The following is a 14290-nucleotide window of genomic DNA, read 5'->3' on the forward strand; positions in this document are numbered from 1 at the left end:
CGGTTTTCGCGCCAGTCCAGAGGTTGGCGCGCCAGCTCCAGGTCATGGCTTCAAAAGATGTCGCGCGCAGGGCGCGCTCCTACAGCGGGCTTCCGCACGAGACGGGCTGGCCGGCGGCGACGGAACGTACGGCGGCCGCCATCTGGTCGGCGACCTTGCCCAGCGCGCGCTGGTGGGCGTCGACGAGGCTGTCGTAGCTGGATCCGGCCGGTTCGGCGACGCGCGAGGCACAGTTGCCCGCCGCCTGGTCCTGGCCGCGAACGGACCATGACACCTCCAGCGTGGCATTACCGTTGATTTCGGAATCGAAGCGGCGGACGTCGAGCTGCACGCGGACGACCCTGGCCTCCTTCGCGCGCGGCAAGCCGTGCACGTCGTGCGTGCCCAGGCGCGCGGCGAGATCCGCCGAGAGAGCGCCGCGGATCTCGTCGCCCAACGGCGAGGCCCAGCGTTCGCCATCGAGCACGTCGATGCCGCTTGCGCCCTGGCGCAACACCAGGGCGGGCTGGTCGACCTGCGGCGGCACGCCCACGGGCAACACGTCGATGACGAAGGGTGCCACGGCCGCCGGCAGTGGCGCCGACGGCGGAACCAGCGTGTGGAAATGCGTCGGCGCGGAGGCGCACGCGCCAAGGCCCACGACCAGGAAGACGATACCCGCGAGGCGGAGAGGATGGATCATGGCTGTTCTTCCTTGCCCCGCTTCGTGGACGGAGAGGCGATCTTCGGCGGCGTGTCGGCGCCCCGGCCGCGAAGGAGTGCTTCGGGATGGCGGCCGAGGTAATCGGTAAAGGCGCGTACCGACCGCACGGTGCGCTGCAGTTCCTCGAGCGTGTTGGCGATGTTCTGCTGCAACGGCGAGTTCTCGGACAGGGCGTCGTTCGCCGTGCCCATGGTGTGGCTCACGCCCTCCAGGGTCTTCTTCGCTTCGGGCAACAGATCGCCGTTCACCTGTTTCAGGGTGCCGTGCAGTTCCTTGAGGCTGCCGTCGAGGTTGCGGCCGATCGAGTCGAACGGAATCTTCTCGACCTTGTCGACGATGCTCGAAATCTGCTCCTGCAGATGGTCGAAGTCGCCCGCCATGGTCGGGATCTCCACCGGCCTGGCCTGCGCGTCGAAGGCCACCTTCGGCGCCTTCGGATCGAAGTCGAGCGCGATGTAGAGCTGGCCCGTGAGCAGGTTGCCGCTACGTGCCTGCGCACGCAGGCCATGCGCCACAAGCCCGCTCATGATCCGGGGGAACAGCGTATCGCCGTCACCGCCGACCGCCTTGGCGAGTTTTTCATGGGCCTGGCCAAGACGCTGTGGATAGACGAGGGCGCCTACGACCACGGGGAAGGTTTTTGTCGCCGGGTCGTAGTCGAGGTTGACGGAAACCACGCGGCCCACCTTCACGCCAAGGAATTCGACCGGCGCATCGACCGCGAGGCCGCGCAGCGAATGTTCGAAGCGCATGCGAATGTAGCGCGGCTTGCCGTCCGGCGGCGCCAGCGCGGTGGTTTCGTCATTGAACAACGTGTAATCGGACATCTCCGGTGCCGGCACGATCTCGTGCGGTCCGGGGGGATCCTGGAAGGCGACGCCACCGGCGATCACGGTCGCCAGCGACTGGGTGTTCATCTTCAGGCCCTCCGCGCTGAGCGAAACGTCCACGCCACTGGCATTCCAGAAGCGCGAGTCCTTCGACACGAAGCGGTCGTTCGGACCGTCGATGAAGAGCTGCAGCGAGACGCCCTTGCCATCCTTGTCCAGTTCGTAGGACACGATGCGGCCAACCTGGATACGCCGGTAGTACACCGGCGAACCGATATCCAGCGACCCCAGGTCGCCGGCGTGCAGTACGAAGCGCCGGCCGGGGGCGCCATGGGTGACCGCGGGCGGCGTTTCCAGGCCGGTGAAGTCACTCTGCTCCTCGTCCGAATCGCCCGCGTCCGTGCCGATGAAGGCGCCGGACAGCAGCGTGTCGATGCCGGACACGCCGCTGGCGCCGATGCGCGGCCGCACCACCCAGTAGCGCGTGCCCTTGGTGGCAAAGGCGCGGGCATCCTTGTCCAGGTCGATCATCACGGTGATATGGCTGCGGTCTTTCGACAGGCGCATGGTGGTGACCTTGCCGATCACCACGTTCTTGTATTTCACCTGGGTCTTGCCGGCCTCGATGCCCTCGGCGGTCAGGAAGGAGACGTTGATCTGCGGCCCCGCCGACAGGAAATGGCTGACCAGCAACGAGATGCCCACCAGTGCCGCGACGATCGGCACCAGCCAGATCAGTGAGAAGCCCAGCTTCGACTTGCGCACCACCGGTTGCGGCAGGTCCTCTTCGGGAGGCGTGTTTCCTACGTTGGTGTCGCTCATTGCGATTTCCTGTTATCCCAGATCAGGCGGGGATCGAAGCTCATGGCAGACAGCATCGTGAGCACGACGACGACGCCGAAATAGACCACGCCAGGCAAGGGCTCGACGCGGCTCAGTATCTTGAAGTGGACCAGGGCGGAGAGGATCGCCACGACGAAAACGTCCAGCATCGACCAGTAACCGACCAGTTCCACGAAGCGGTAGAGCCTGGCCCGCTGGCGGGCCACGAACCCGCTGGATCGCTGCACCGACACCAGCAGGTAGCCCATGATGATGAACTTCAGCATGGGCACGATGATGCTGGCCGTGAAGACGATCAACGCCAGGCCGGGAGAGCCCGCCCGCCACAGCTCGAAGATGCCGCTGAGGATCGTGTTGTCGTCGCGCGACGAGATGCTTTGCGTGCGCATGATCGGGAATACATTCGCGGGGATGTAGAAGATCGCCGCCGCCGCCAGGAGCGCCCAGGCGCGCACGATGCTGCCGTGCTTGCGCGCGTGCAGCACGCTTCCGCAGCGAGGACAGTGGGCGCGGGGGTCCTCGGTGTACGCCGTGACCTGACGGCAGACGTGGCAGGCCATGATCCCCAGGTCCTGGCCCCGCGGCGGCGCGTTCATGCCTTGTCCTCGCGGGTCAGGTTCCATAGCTCCCTGGGATCGAGACTGGAAAACACGGTAATGAGGAGAGTGAGGAAGCCGAACGCCCAGATGCCCGGGCCGGGCACGACGTCGAAATACGTGTGGGCCTTCACCACTGCCACGAGCGTGCCGAGCATGAACACCTCGATCATGCTCCATGGCTTCACCTTGACCAGCGCCGACATGGCCTGGGCGAAACCCGGCGCGCGCCGGCCGCTGCGGGCGAACCACAGTACCCAGCCGAAGATCAGGATCTGGCTGAGCGGGAAGAAGAAGAGGGTCATCGCGCTCAGGAAGGCCACCAGCTGTGCGCCGTCGTTCCACATGGCGATGACGGCGCCCCATAGCGTCGTGGCCGCCGTCATGCCGGAAAAACCGAGGGTGACGATGGGTGAGACGTTGGCGATGACGAAAACGATGAACGCGGCCGCGATAAGGGCGAACTGCGACTCCACGCCGAGCCACTGGTGGCGCTCCAGCACGGCCCCGCATACCAGGCAATCGGCGACGTCGCCGCGCGCAAGCCTGCGCCTCCGGTAGACGGAGTCGCAATGTTCGCAGACGATCAGGTCCCTGGCGTTATGCATGCCTTCCCGCGGTCGGAGGCCGCAACGGCCCGTCACTTATGATCGCAAATCCGCGTAAACGGCGCATGACGGGGTCTGCCAGCGCTCGCCCTGGGGTGCGTCAGGCCTTGATATCCTTCCCCGCTTCCCCGACTTTCGGGGCATCTACCCATGTCCCAGGAGCATTCCGTGAGCAGCGCCCAGACCCCTAGCGACCACGTCTTCGACGCAACCACGGCTGGCTTCGAGAACGAGGTCATCAATGCCTCGCTGGACACCCCCGTCCTTGTCGACCTGTGGGCCGAATGGTGCGGCCCGTGCAAGACCCTCGGTCCCATCCTCGAAAAGCTGGCCGCCGAATACAACGGTGCGTTCCGCCTCGCAAAGATCGATGTCGAGGCCGAGCAGCAGCTCGCCGCCATGTTCGGCGTGCGCAGCATCCCCACGGTGGTCCTGATCAGTGGTGGCCAGGTGGTCGACGGCTTCGCGGGGGCCCTCCCCGAGGGCCAGATCCGCGAATTCCTTTCCAAGCACGGGTTGCAGCCGCTCGACGGCGAGCCCGGCGCCGAAGCGCCCGCGGCACCGGCGGAAACGCCGGAGGATGCCATCAACCGCATCCAGCAGGCGATCGCCGCCGAACCGGAGCGCACCGAACTGAAGCTCGACCTGGCGCTCGCCCTCATGCGTGCCGGCCAGGTCGATCCCGCGCAGGCTGAACTTGATGCCCTGCCCGCCAACCTCGCCACCGATGCCCGCGCCGTGCGCCTGCGCAGCCAGCTCGAACTGGCGCGTGCGCTTACCGGCGCGCCGTCGATCGAAGTATTGCGCTCGCGGGTGCAGTCCAATGACACCGACTGGCAGGCCCGCGACCTGCTCGGCGTGCGCCTGCTGATCGAAGGCGACCTCGCCGCCGGCCTCGACCAGTTCCTCGACGTGCTGAAGCGCCAGCGCGACTGGCAGGATGGCCAAGCGAAGAAACGCATGCTCGCCGCCTTCGCAACGATCGACGATGCGGAACTGGTGGGTAGTTATCGCCGGAAGATGGCCTCGCTGCTCTTCTGATCTTTTTTCCTGGTCCCAGACGATGTAATCGTTGCCCAGGCTCATCAGCGTCATGATCTCCACAACGGATCGGTCATGGCGACCAGGCTGACGCCGATTCCATGACCTCTGGCACAGGCCCCCACTGTCAACGGACGCCGACTATCGAAAGTCGACAACCGCCAGGGGATCAGAGCCATGCGCCATTCGCTCCGCCGTGCCACCCTCGCCGCCGCCGTCGCCTCCGCGATGGTCTTCTCCGCCTCCCATGCCGTGGCCGCCGATCTGCCGGTCGCGGCAGACCAGCCTTACCCCGGCACCCTGGCGTTGCACGTCGACCTGTCAGATGCGTCGAGGCACCTCTACCACGTACGGGAGACCATCCCCGTGAGCGCCGGGCATACGATCCTCTATTACCCGAAGTGGCTTCCTGGGGTGCATGGCCCTGCCGGCCCGCTTTCCAACGTCGCTGGCTTCATCGTCAGCGCGAACGGCAAGCACATCCCCTGGCGGCGCGACCTCAAGGAGATGTACGCCTTCCACGTGGACGTGCCCGAGGGCGTAGACAAGCTGGACCTGGCCTTCGAATACCTTGCACCGGCCACGCCGAACTACGTTCCGCTTTCCTTTAATGAAGTGGCGTTCTATCCAGCCGGCCACTACACCAGCAGGATCACGATCGAGCCCAGCGTGAAGCTGCCCACAGGCTGGAAATACGCTTCCGCTCTCGAAACGGCCTCGCAGTCGGGCGACGAAGTGCACTTCAAGCCGGTGAGCTTCGAGAACCTCGTCGACTCGCCCCTGATGACCGGCAAGTACTTCAACCGCATCGACCTGGCACCAGGCCAGGACACGCAGGTACACCTCGACATCACCGGCGATACCGAGGCGGGCGTGAAGGCCACCGACGAGCAGATCGCGAAGCAGCGCTCGCTGGTGGTCCAGGCCAACAAGCTGTTCGGCGCGCACCATTACGGACATTACGACTTCCTGCTGGTCACCTCCGACCACACGGGCCATTTCGGCCTGGAGCACCACCAGTCCAGCGACGATCGCCTCTATGCGAACTTCCTGACCGATCCGGACGTGAACGTGGCCGCGGGCACTTTGCTGCCCCATGAATACATTCATTCCTGGAACGGCAAGTTCCGCCGTCCCGCCGACCTGTGGACGCCGACCTTCACCGAACCGATGCAGGACGACCTCCTCTGGGTTTACGAAGGCCTCACCGATTATTGGGCGGGCGTGCTTACCGCGCGCTCGAGTATCTGGACCACGGCGCAATGGCGCGACTCCCTCGCCGGAATCGCCGCGGACATGTCGGCACGCACCGGCCGCTCATGGCGCTCGCTGCAGGACACCGCCGACGGCATCCCGCTGTCCTCGCGGGGAAGTCGCGGCTGGGCGAATCTGCGCCGCGGCTCCGATTACTACCCGGAAGGCCAACTGCTCTGGCTCGACGTGGATACGAAGATGCGCGACCTCTCCGGCGGCAAGCACACCCTCGACGAATTCGCGCGGGCCTTCTACGGCATGGACAACGGCAGCTACACGCCGAAGACCTATACCTTCGAGGACGTGGTCGCCACTCTCAACGGCATCCAGCCTTTCGACTGGGCCGGCTTCCTTCGCCAGCGCCTCGATTACACCGGCGACACGTTGCCCGAGCACGGCATCGAGGGCGGCGGCTGGAAGCTGGTGTACGACGACAAGCCCACGGCCTTCGCGAAGACAGCCGAGAAGGTGCGCAAGACGGTCAACCTCGCCTATTCGCTCGGTATCCAGGTATCCGACAAGGGCGAGGTCACGGATTCGCAATGGGACGGCGTGGCCGCGAAGGCGGGCATGGTGCCGGGCGTGACGATCGTGGCCGTCAACGGCAGGGACTATTCGGCGCAGGTATTGAAAGATGCCGTGACGGCGGCAAAGTCGACCCGTACGCCGATCGAATTCCTCATCAAGGATATCGAGGCGTACTCCACCGTGAAGGTCGACTACCACGGCGGACTGAAGTATCCGCACCTCGTGCGCGGCGATGGCAAGGATCTGATCGGCGCCATCGCCACGCCGAAGAAATAGTCGTCAGCTTCGTGTGGGAAGCGCGCTGCCGCGCTTCCCACACCCGTCATTCCTGAAAGCTCGCCTCGATAGCCGCATCGGCTAGTCCCCGCATTTTCGACGCGGCCTGGCTTGCCGTGGGTGGAACATCGCCGAATGGCATGATGTTGGACGGCGGTGCGAAGTAGGTCATGTAGTCCCGCCTCGCCTCCGCGGTCATGAGCCAATCCAGCCCTGCATGCCGCACGGGTACACCGTTGGTATAGCCACGGCGCATGTAGTCGACATAGCGCCGTTCCGAAATGGGATCGTGCTTCGGGTTCCACAGGTTGACCCGTAGAGGAGTCGCCAGTAGCCGCTCAGTGAACGCCACGGGAGATTCCGTCTCTTCCCTCCCGTCGGGCATGATCCGCGCCATCCTGTTGCCCGACGCTTCCCATTCAAGGGCGATCTCACGGACAAGCGAGGGGTATTCCCCCGCAGGCGTGGAGACCTGATACAAGTTGTCGGCGATAATCGTACCGGAGGGCAGATCGCCCACGAGACGCCCACTGTTTCGCTCGGGGCCGGTCAATCGCATCGTCTCGGCGTTCGCAGGCAAGATCAGCGTGAGGGCATGGTCCGGCGTGGCTCCGACCAGTGCGACGTTGGCGTCCTCCCGCAGCATGCCTCGCAACCGTCGGGTATTCACGAGCGCGCTGATGTGGCGGTCGCCAACGCCCCGGGCGATAAATTCGCTGACCGGCCGTTCCGAACGAAGTATCTCGATATAGGCGCGCGGGTCTGGATTGGCCGTAGAACCTGATGCGGTGGACCGCGTGCCTCGAAGCACGGGAAGAACGAGCTGCCGGTCGGCCGCGAACGGCACGGATGATTCCTGCGGCACGGCCCCGGCCGGCGCCCGCGGGCCGGGCCATCCGTGCACGTCGACATGGGTGAGGTAGCTCATGGGTTGGCCCGATTCCACGTGCCGAACCCTGAGTACCAACCTGCCATCGGCAGCTACGTCGATGGCGGCGAGGGATTTGTCGAAGAACCTCAGGAGCGGCTGTGGAATGGAATCGACGATGCGCGCGATCGCTTCGTGGTCCTCCCGGGCCGAAACGGGGAGCTTCGCGGCAATGGCTTCCGCGGCGGCAACCTGCTCCCTAGGATCGATGGGAGCAAACCCTTCGCGCAACCACGGCTCCGGATACCACAGGCCATCCGTATTGACCAACTGGCGCCCCGTCGTGCGGTCCGTGTGGCTCCCCGGCGCGAGAATCTCGCGGGTGCCTGCCCCCTGGCCAGGATTCGTCTCAACGATCTGCGTGCGGCCGTCGAGGTGCCGCAGTCGCACGTAGTCCCGGTGGTCCACGGTCCACTCGTCGGCGGCCTGGTTACGGGCCTGTTCCAGTATCGCGGGATCCTTGACTACCAGATAGTCGAGGCCGGCAGGCAGCAGCGCACTCCAACGATCCGCGATTCTTGCCAGAACACCGTCATCGATCGCACGTGCGTCGATACCCGTCGCCGACGACGAGGCGTCATCGGGGTCGGTACGGGCATCCAACAGCGTGTGCTTCTGCGCAGCGGTCAATGTTTCGTGTCTGTCGACGAGCGCGTGCCGGAGGCTGGAAAGATCCTTTATGAGTTGCTTTTGCCGATCGGGCAGCCGCATCGGATCGACCCATAGTCGATGCATGCGCTCGAGTTCGGGACGAGTCGACCGGGCATCGATCGAATCGGCCAGCATCGAACGGAAATCGCGCTCGAGACGGGTGTCGTCCAGCTCGTGTGCATCCCTGGACGGACGAACACTTTCCTCCATCGCCGCGAAGATCGAGCGGTACGTGTGCCGGGTAGCCTGACTATTCCGGTTAAGCAGGACATAGTCGTCGCCACGTCGCTGCAGACGCAACGCGGTTGCCGGAAGAAGCTCCGGCGTGACGTCCGAGCCATCAGGCAGTACGGCGAAGGCAAATTTTCCCGCCCCATCGAAGACCGCCAGGGGCTTACCGGTACGCTCGACCATGATCGGCGCGATCAACTGTATTTCCAGGAGACTCCATGCCTTGGCGGCCGGGTTGCGCAGCCGGGCCGACACGGTTTCGATAAAGCCGTGCCCCACCGACATCATTACCATCGATCCCGAGGGATTCGCGCCCGCCCCCGCGCTGGGTAGCGTGGGCAACATTGTTTCGGTGGACCCGAACTGCTCCATGATCTGCGCAGCGCGATTGAGGACCTTCGGGTCCGTGGTGATGCCGTCCGGCAGCACGCGCGCGAGAACGCTTCCCTCCAAGGGCAACCCAGGAGGCCTCGTAGGACTCAGGGGATAACCGATCCCACCGTTCACCCTCTCGGGAGGATTGAAGGATGGGCGTTCTCCTTCTGCTCCGGGAGGCATGTCGACGGCAGCACCCCTTCCTTTGCCGAATGCGCCGGCCAGAGGAATATTGGTGACGACCGTCATAGCCGCCTGCTCCAGACCGCTCGTGCGTTCCGCCTCGGTTCTTCCATGAATGCCCTGGTCGATACCGCTGCCGACACCCACGATGCCCGTACCCACCTGGATGGGGATGGCCAATACCGGAATGTAACCTAACGGTCCCACGACCGTGGCGGCACGATTGATCCGGGCTCGCCATGCATCCCAGGCCGTGCTTGCCTGCATTCTCGCGTCGTCACGAAGCCGGTTCTCCGTCTGCGTCCGCATGTCATCGAAAACGTCCCCGTCGATGGCCGCGTTGCCATGGTCGACGGCACTGTCGTCGTCCGCCTTCCATGTACCCTTGCCGATATTTTCCAACCCACGCTTCACTCCCGTCCAGAAGGCGCTGTCCTGGCTGTTGTAGATGCTGAAACGGGAAAGCAGGGCATCCAGTTTTTTTGCATCTTTCGCCTGATCGAGAACCCATTGCCGGAGTTCGTTCTCGCTCTTTGCGACGACGAACACGGGATCGCCGCCGGGGATGTACATCACCTCGCCCCCATCGGCGTCGAGGAAGCGGACGAGATTGCTGGCGGCGTAGCCATTGATATCGAAACGGCGTATCGCCACGGAACGGTCGGGGATCCCGCTTCGCAGCTGGTCCAGCGTCACCGGACCGTTGAGCGGCACCTGCGGCGCTCCGCCGCTCATTACCCGTCGATACTGATCGTGGGTAAGCACGCCGAGGTCTCGCGCGCGGCGCGCTTGCTGGACGAAGGCGTAACGCGCAAGGACGGGCCAGTTGGCGCGGTTTTCTTCCCAGTACCGGTCCAGCTCGCCGTCCAGCATCTTGACGTAGGGAAGTTCAGCAAAAAGGCCCAACTCACTGAGTGCGTCGGCCACCCGTGAAAGCAGTAACGGGCTGGCGTGGTCGGCCGAAAAACCGCCTACCCGATAAATGCCGAAAGCCTCATCCAGCGGACGCGCATCTTCCCCAACGGTTTCGATGACATTGCCATCGGCAAAAAACGTGTTGTAGACGTATCCGGGCCCGGTCCTGCTCCAGAGAAATCCACCGACTTTCCTGAAGAACTCGCCCGCTCCCTTGCTACGTGCCGCGCCCTCCACAAAGGAAACGACACCGGGACTTTCGCTTCCGCCGGCATTGACCCCGCCCACCGCGTCGGAGAGTCCAGCGAAGAAGGCATGCCTGGCATGCTCCGGAAATGCCTCCATCGTTGCGCTGGTCAGCGAAAGGGTGTGATCGGGTTTCCCCTGGGCCCGATCCTCCCTGGTCGCAAAATGCGCCACGACGTACTCGTCCCCGTCGACGCCCAGTTGCTGTTTGATGAGCTCCCTCGCCACTTTCCGGGCGTCGGGCGCTGGCGATGAGAGTGCCCTGATCGCCATGCCGTGGAATGTCTGCGCGTCCGCCACCGTGGTGAACGGAAGTTGGGCCGGGAGCGGGGACGGCTGGTCGGGAGGCGGCACCATGACGCTTACCGATGCGCCGGCGTGCGTGCCGGGCATCATGGCGGCGGCGGTCAACATGGCGCGGACCATCCTGGTCCGCGTGATTGGGGGTAGGTGGGTCATCGCAGTGGCGTCTCAACGTGTTATTCGAGACTGCGACGATAAGTCTACCGGCGTACGCCGACTGCCGGCCAAGGACCTGCCAGGAGAGCGGCAATCCCCCGTTTCGCCGTCGTATACCCCCTATGGCTGATCGCGCGAGGTTTCGAACAGGAACCACACGCGGCGTTCGGCCTGGTCGATCCAGTTCTCAATGAGGCTGGCCGTCGCGACGTCGCCGTATTCGTCGCATACGCCATGCACTTCACGCAGGAAGCCTGTGAAGCGCTCGTTGTCGTCGCGCAGTTCCGCGATCATGTCCTGCGGCGTGACGAAGTCGGCATCATTGTCGGAAAGGCGCTGCATGCGGGCGGCATGCCCCATCGAACGCAGCGTGGTTCCGCCGATCTTGCGCGCACGCTCGGCGATGTCGTCGGTGATGGCGAAGATTTCCGCGGCTTGTTCGTCGAGCAGGAGGTGCAGGCCGCGGAAGTGCGGCCCGGACATGTGCCAATGGAAGTTCTTCGTTTTCAGGTACAGCGCGAAGGTATCCGCAAGCAGGGCGCCCAGGGCACCGGAGATGTCGCGGGTCGCATCGGCACCCAGGCCGGTCGGTGTCTTCAGCGCGGCCTTGCGCAGGTTCCTGGTGTCTTGGGGGTTCTTCATGGTGACGCGCTCCACCTGTGTTTGGGCTCCCGAGGATGCGCCAGCCGCGTTACAGGGGATTGGACAAAACACGCTCGCGAATTACGTCAGCGGCAGGCTCACCAGCACCCGCAGTCCCGGCCCGCCGTCCCGGTCCAGCAGGCGGATGCTGGCACCGTGCAGTTCGACGGCACGCTGCACGATCGAGAGGCCGAGCCCGTACCCGCTTCCCCCGGTATCGAGGCCGCGCTGGAATCGCTTGAACATCGCGTCGCGCCGCTCCGCGGGAATGCCCGGACCGTCGTCCGCCACCTCGATCAGCGCCTGGTCGCCCTCGCGGCGAATGGAAAGTTCGACGTGGCCGCCCCGCGGGGCATGGCGAAAAGCGTTTTCCAGCAGGTTTCGCAACAGCGAGCCGAGGCCGACGCCATAGCCCTCGACCACGAGGCCATCCGACAGGTCGATCCCGAGTTCGATGCCACCGGCACCGATCAGGGGCGACAGTTCATCGACCACGTCCCGCGCCAGCTCACCCAGATCCACGTGGCTGCGTGGCCCCGACGCGGCACCTGCCTCGAGCCGGGCCAGCGCCAGCAGTTGCTCGGCGCGCCGCGCCAGCGACACAAGGCATTCCCGCGCCGCCTTGAGGGCTGCCTGCGCCTCGTCGGGCTGCGCGGACGCCATGGCGTCTTCGAGGTTGATCATGGTGGAGGCCAGCGGTGTGCGCAGTTCGTGCGCAACGTCCGCACTGAAGCGGCGTTCGCGGTCCAGCGCTTCCTCCAGGCGGCCGATCTGGTCGTTCAGCGCCGCGAGCACCGGTTGCAGCTCGGTCGTCGCGGTGGCGAGGTGGACGGGTTCGCGACTGCCGGGCTTGCGCCGCGACAGCGCGCTCGCCAGGGCGTCAAGCGGAGCGAGGCCGCGGCGGATCGCCCACCCGACGAGGAACGCCATGAGCGGCAAGCCGAGCAGCGTCGGCAGCGCGTGCTCGATCCACAGTGCGCGGGTGATCTCATTGCGGCTGTCGTATCGCTCACCGGCGCGGATCGTGATGCCTTCATCCCCCATGATGAGCGTAAACACGCGCCATTCGTACTTGCCCTTGCGGATGTCCTCGAAGGCGCCGTCGGCTGCGCGTATATTCGGCACCGCAGCGAGGTTCTCCGTCGCCATCAGTAATGTGCCGTCGCGATCGAAGACCTGGAAACCGACCTCCGACTCGAAGGTGCGCCCCTGCACCGTCAATTTCTGCGGATGGTTGGATACGCTCGGAACCAGCAGGTGCGGCGGGCGCCGCTCGCGCAGCTGCTCCACGCCGACGCTGACGACCAGTACCTCCAGTGTGCGCGCCGCCTGGGCGAGCCTGCCGTCCGACAGCTCGTCCACCTCCTCGAGCGTGTGTTTCGCGCTCAGGAACCCGAGCGGAAGCAGCACCGCCGTCAGCACCATGACGATCAGAGCAAGCAGGCGCGAGCGAAGGCTGGGCAAGCTCATTGCGGCTCGCGCGGCAGCATGTAGCCAAAGCCACGCACCGTCTGGATCGCACCGTGGCTCAGTTTGCGCCGCAACGAATGGACCAGTACTTCCAGCGCGCTGGTGCTCATGACGTTGTCGGGGCCGTAGAGCGAATTCTCCAGCGATTCGCGGCGCACGATGCGTCCCGCACGCTCCATCAACGCCTGCAAGAGTGCGAATTCCCGCCGTGTCAGCTCCACCCGCTCGCCATGCCAGGTAACTTCGAACGTACCGAGGTCGAGGCTGAGCTCGCCCGCTTCCAGACGGTTCACCGCGGCGCCGCGCACGCGCCGCGCCAGCGAACGGATACGCGCCGCAAGTTCGTCGAGGTGAAACGGCTTCACCAGGTAATCGTCGGCGCCCGCATCCAGGACGCTGATGCGCGAATCGACCGCATCGCGCGCCGACATCACGATCACCGGCGTGGTCACGTGGAGGCGGCGCGCTTCGATCAGCACATCGATGCCGTCCTTGCCGGGCAGGCCGAGGTCGAGCAGCACCAGGTCCGCATCCTGGTCGCGCAGGGCCAGCAGGGCCTCATTGCCGTTACGGAACCAGCTGATCGTATAGGCCAGCCGCTCCAGCGCCCGGCGAATGGCTTCGCCGAGCTGGACGTCGTCTTCGACGAGGATGATGTGCAAGGGCGATGGCCTGTAACTTCCGGACAACAATTATCCTTTTGCCGAGCTTAGCGCGTGCTTAGGGGGAACGTCGCGGGGATGGCTGAACCTTCTGCCGGATGCCTACAATGCTTGCTTCACAGACGGAATCTCGCCATGCCTCGGACCTTTCCCGTATGTCTGCTCCTTGCCCTTGTCACGGTATCGCCGATGGCGATCCAGGCAAAGGACAGCTGGACCACGCCCGCCGAGGCGTCGTCGTTCCGTACCACGCCGTCCTACGCTGAAACACAGGACTACCTGAGGCGACTTGCCGCCGCCGCGCCAGACACGCTCCGCATGGAAACCTTCGGAAGCAGCCCCGAAGGACGCCCGATGATCGTGATGATCGCCGCGAAGGATGGCGACCTGACACCCGAGAAAGCGCGTGCGGCCGGCAAGCCGGTTGTCCTGGTACAGGCCGGCATCCATCCGGGCGAGATCGAAGGCAAGGACGCGGGCCTGATGTTGCTGCGCGACTTCGCCGCCACCGGCCGCCTTCCGCACCTTCTCGATCACGCCGTGCTCGTTTATATCCCCGTGTATAGCGTGGACGGCCACGAGAATTCGGGACCTTACTTCCGCATCAACCAGAACGGCCCTGAAGAGATGGGCTTCCGCGGCCAGTCGCAGTACCTCAACCTCAACCGCGACTACGTGAAGGCCGACGCGCCGGAGACGCGCGCGTGGCTGACGCTTTGGAACACATGGCGGCCCGACCTGCTCATCGACATCCACACCACCGACGGCGCCGACTACCAGCCCGACCTCACCTGGTACGCGGAGGACCCGCACAAGCTGCCGCCCCCGATCGCCGCGTGGCAGAAGACG

Annotated in this window: 11 protein-coding genes; 3 read left to right on the plus strand and 8 right to left on the minus strand. The window is 65.0% G+C overall.

All coding sequences use genetic code 11. The features are described from left to right. Positions 1 to 79: 79 nt before the first annotated feature. The 4 genes from VGM71_RS04805 to VGM71_RS04820 are packed head-to-tail and all read right to left on the minus strand — an operon-like array spanning position 80 to position 3580. The gene (locus tag VGM71_RS04805; RefSeq protein WP_331542683.1) at positions 80 to 682 is read right to left on the minus strand and encodes a PqiC family protein; all 603 of its coding nucleotides are present in this window, start codon (positions 680 to 682) and stop codon (positions 80 to 82) included. Next, positions 679 to 2355 carry an intermembrane transport protein PqiB gene (locus VGM71_RS04810; RefSeq protein ID WP_331542684.1) on the minus strand — a complete coding sequence of 559 codons (1677 nt, stop codon included), beginning with the start codon at positions 2353 to 2355 and terminating at the stop codon, positions 679 to 681. The genes VGM71_RS04805 and VGM71_RS04810 overlap by 4 nt, the downstream gene beginning before the upstream one ends. Then, positions 2352 to 2972 carry a paraquat-inducible protein A gene (locus tag VGM71_RS04815; RefSeq protein ID WP_331542685.1) on the minus strand — a complete coding sequence of 207 codons (621 nt, stop codon included), beginning with the start codon at positions 2970 to 2972 and terminating at the stop codon, positions 2352 to 2354. The genes VGM71_RS04810 and VGM71_RS04815 overlap by 4 nt, the downstream gene beginning before the upstream one ends. After that, positions 2969 to 3580, minus strand: coding sequence for a paraquat-inducible protein A (locus tag VGM71_RS04820; RefSeq protein WP_331542686.1), 612 nt, complete (start codon positions 3578 to 3580; stop codon positions 2969 to 2971). The genes VGM71_RS04815 and VGM71_RS04820 overlap by 4 nt, the downstream gene beginning before the upstream one ends. A gap of 168 nt (positions 3581 to 3748) precedes the next feature. Here VGM71_RS04820 and trxA point away from each other — a divergent pair, with 168 nt between their 5' ends. Together trxA and VGM71_RS04830 are read left to right on the plus strand one after the other, a co-directional pair. Then, positions 3749 to 4621, plus strand: coding sequence for a thioredoxin (gene trxA / locus VGM71_RS04825; protein WP_414675088.1), 873 nt, complete (start codon positions 3749 to 3751; stop codon positions 4619 to 4621). Positions 4622 to 4798: 177 nt separating this feature from the next. Further along, positions 4799 to 6679 (plus strand): M61 family peptidase, encoded by a 1881-nt coding sequence (locus VGM71_RS04830; protein WP_331542688.1) that lies wholly within the window; start codon positions 4799 to 4801, stop codon positions 6677 to 6679. Positions 6680 to 6725: 46 nt separating this feature from the next. Here the strand turns inward: VGM71_RS04830 and VGM71_RS04835 are convergent, their stop codons facing one another. From VGM71_RS04835 to VGM71_RS04850, 4 genes are all read right to left on the minus strand, one after another. Further along, the gene (locus VGM71_RS04835; RefSeq protein ID WP_331542689.1) at positions 6726 to 10622 is read right to left on the minus strand and encodes a dermonecrotic toxin domain-containing protein; all 3897 of its coding nucleotides are present in this window, start codon (positions 10620 to 10622) and stop codon (positions 6726 to 6728) included. A gap of 165 nt (positions 10623 to 10787) precedes the next feature. Next, entirely contained in the window at positions 10788 to 11309 is a 522-nt protein-coding gene (locus VGM71_RS04840) for a DNA starvation/stationary phase protection protein (protein ID WP_331542690.1), read from the minus strand. 81 nt (positions 11310 to 11390) lie between these two features. After that, on the minus strand, positions 11391 to 12779 hold the full coding sequence (locus tag VGM71_RS04845) for an ATP-binding protein (protein ID WP_331542691.1): 1389 nt from the start codon (positions 12777 to 12779) through the stop codon (positions 11391 to 11393). Next, positions 12776 to 13441, minus strand: a complete 666-nt coding sequence (locus VGM71_RS04850; protein WP_331542692.1) for a response regulator — start codon at positions 13439 to 13441, stop codon at positions 12776 to 12778. The genes VGM71_RS04845 and VGM71_RS04850 overlap by 4 nt, the downstream gene beginning before the upstream one ends. A gap of 135 nt (positions 13442 to 13576) precedes the next feature. Here VGM71_RS04850 and VGM71_RS04855 point away from each other — a divergent pair. Continuing rightward, positions 13577 to 14290: M14 family zinc carboxypeptidase (locus tag VGM71_RS04855; protein ID WP_331542693.1), on the plus strand; the 714-nt coding region annotated here is incomplete at its 3' end.

This window comes from Luteibacter sp., assembly GCF_036499525.1.
Taxonomy (GTDB): Bacteria; Pseudomonadota; Gammaproteobacteria; order Xanthomonadales; family Rhodanobacteraceae; genus Luteibacter.

Excerpts from the sequence above, each read along its gene's own strand:
- VGM71_RS04820 (WP_331542686.1), bottom strand. The coding sequence starts at position 3,580 with ATGCATAACGCCAGGGACCTGATCGTCTGCGAACATTGCGACTCCGTC.
- VGM71_RS04810 (WP_331542684.1), bottom strand. The coding sequence starts at position 2,355 with ATGAGCGACACCAACGTAGGAAACACGCCTCCCGAAGAGGACCTGCCG.
- VGM71_RS04830 (WP_331542688.1), top strand. The coding sequence starts at position 4,799 with ATGCGCCATTCGCTCCGCCGTGCCACCCTCGCCGCCGCCGTCGCCTCC.
- VGM71_RS04835 (WP_331542689.1), bottom strand. The coding sequence starts at position 10,622 with ATGTTGACCGCCGCCGCCATGATGCCCGGCACGCACGCCGGCGCATCG.
- VGM71_RS04815 (WP_331542685.1), bottom strand. The coding sequence starts at position 2,972 with ATGAACGCGCCGCCGCGGGGCCAGGACCTGGGGATCATGGCCTGCCAC.
- VGM71_RS04845 (WP_331542691.1), bottom strand. The coding sequence starts at position 12,779 with ATGAGCTTGCCCAGCCTTCGCTCGCGCCTGCTTGCTCTGATCGTCATG.
- VGM71_RS04805 (WP_331542683.1), bottom strand. The coding sequence starts at position 682 with ATGATCCATCCTCTCCGCCTCGCGGGTATCGTCTTCCTGGTCGTGGGC.
- VGM71_RS04840 (WP_331542690.1), bottom strand. The coding sequence starts at position 11,309 with ATGAAGAACCCCCAAGACACCAGGAACCTGCGCAAGGCCGCGCTGAAG.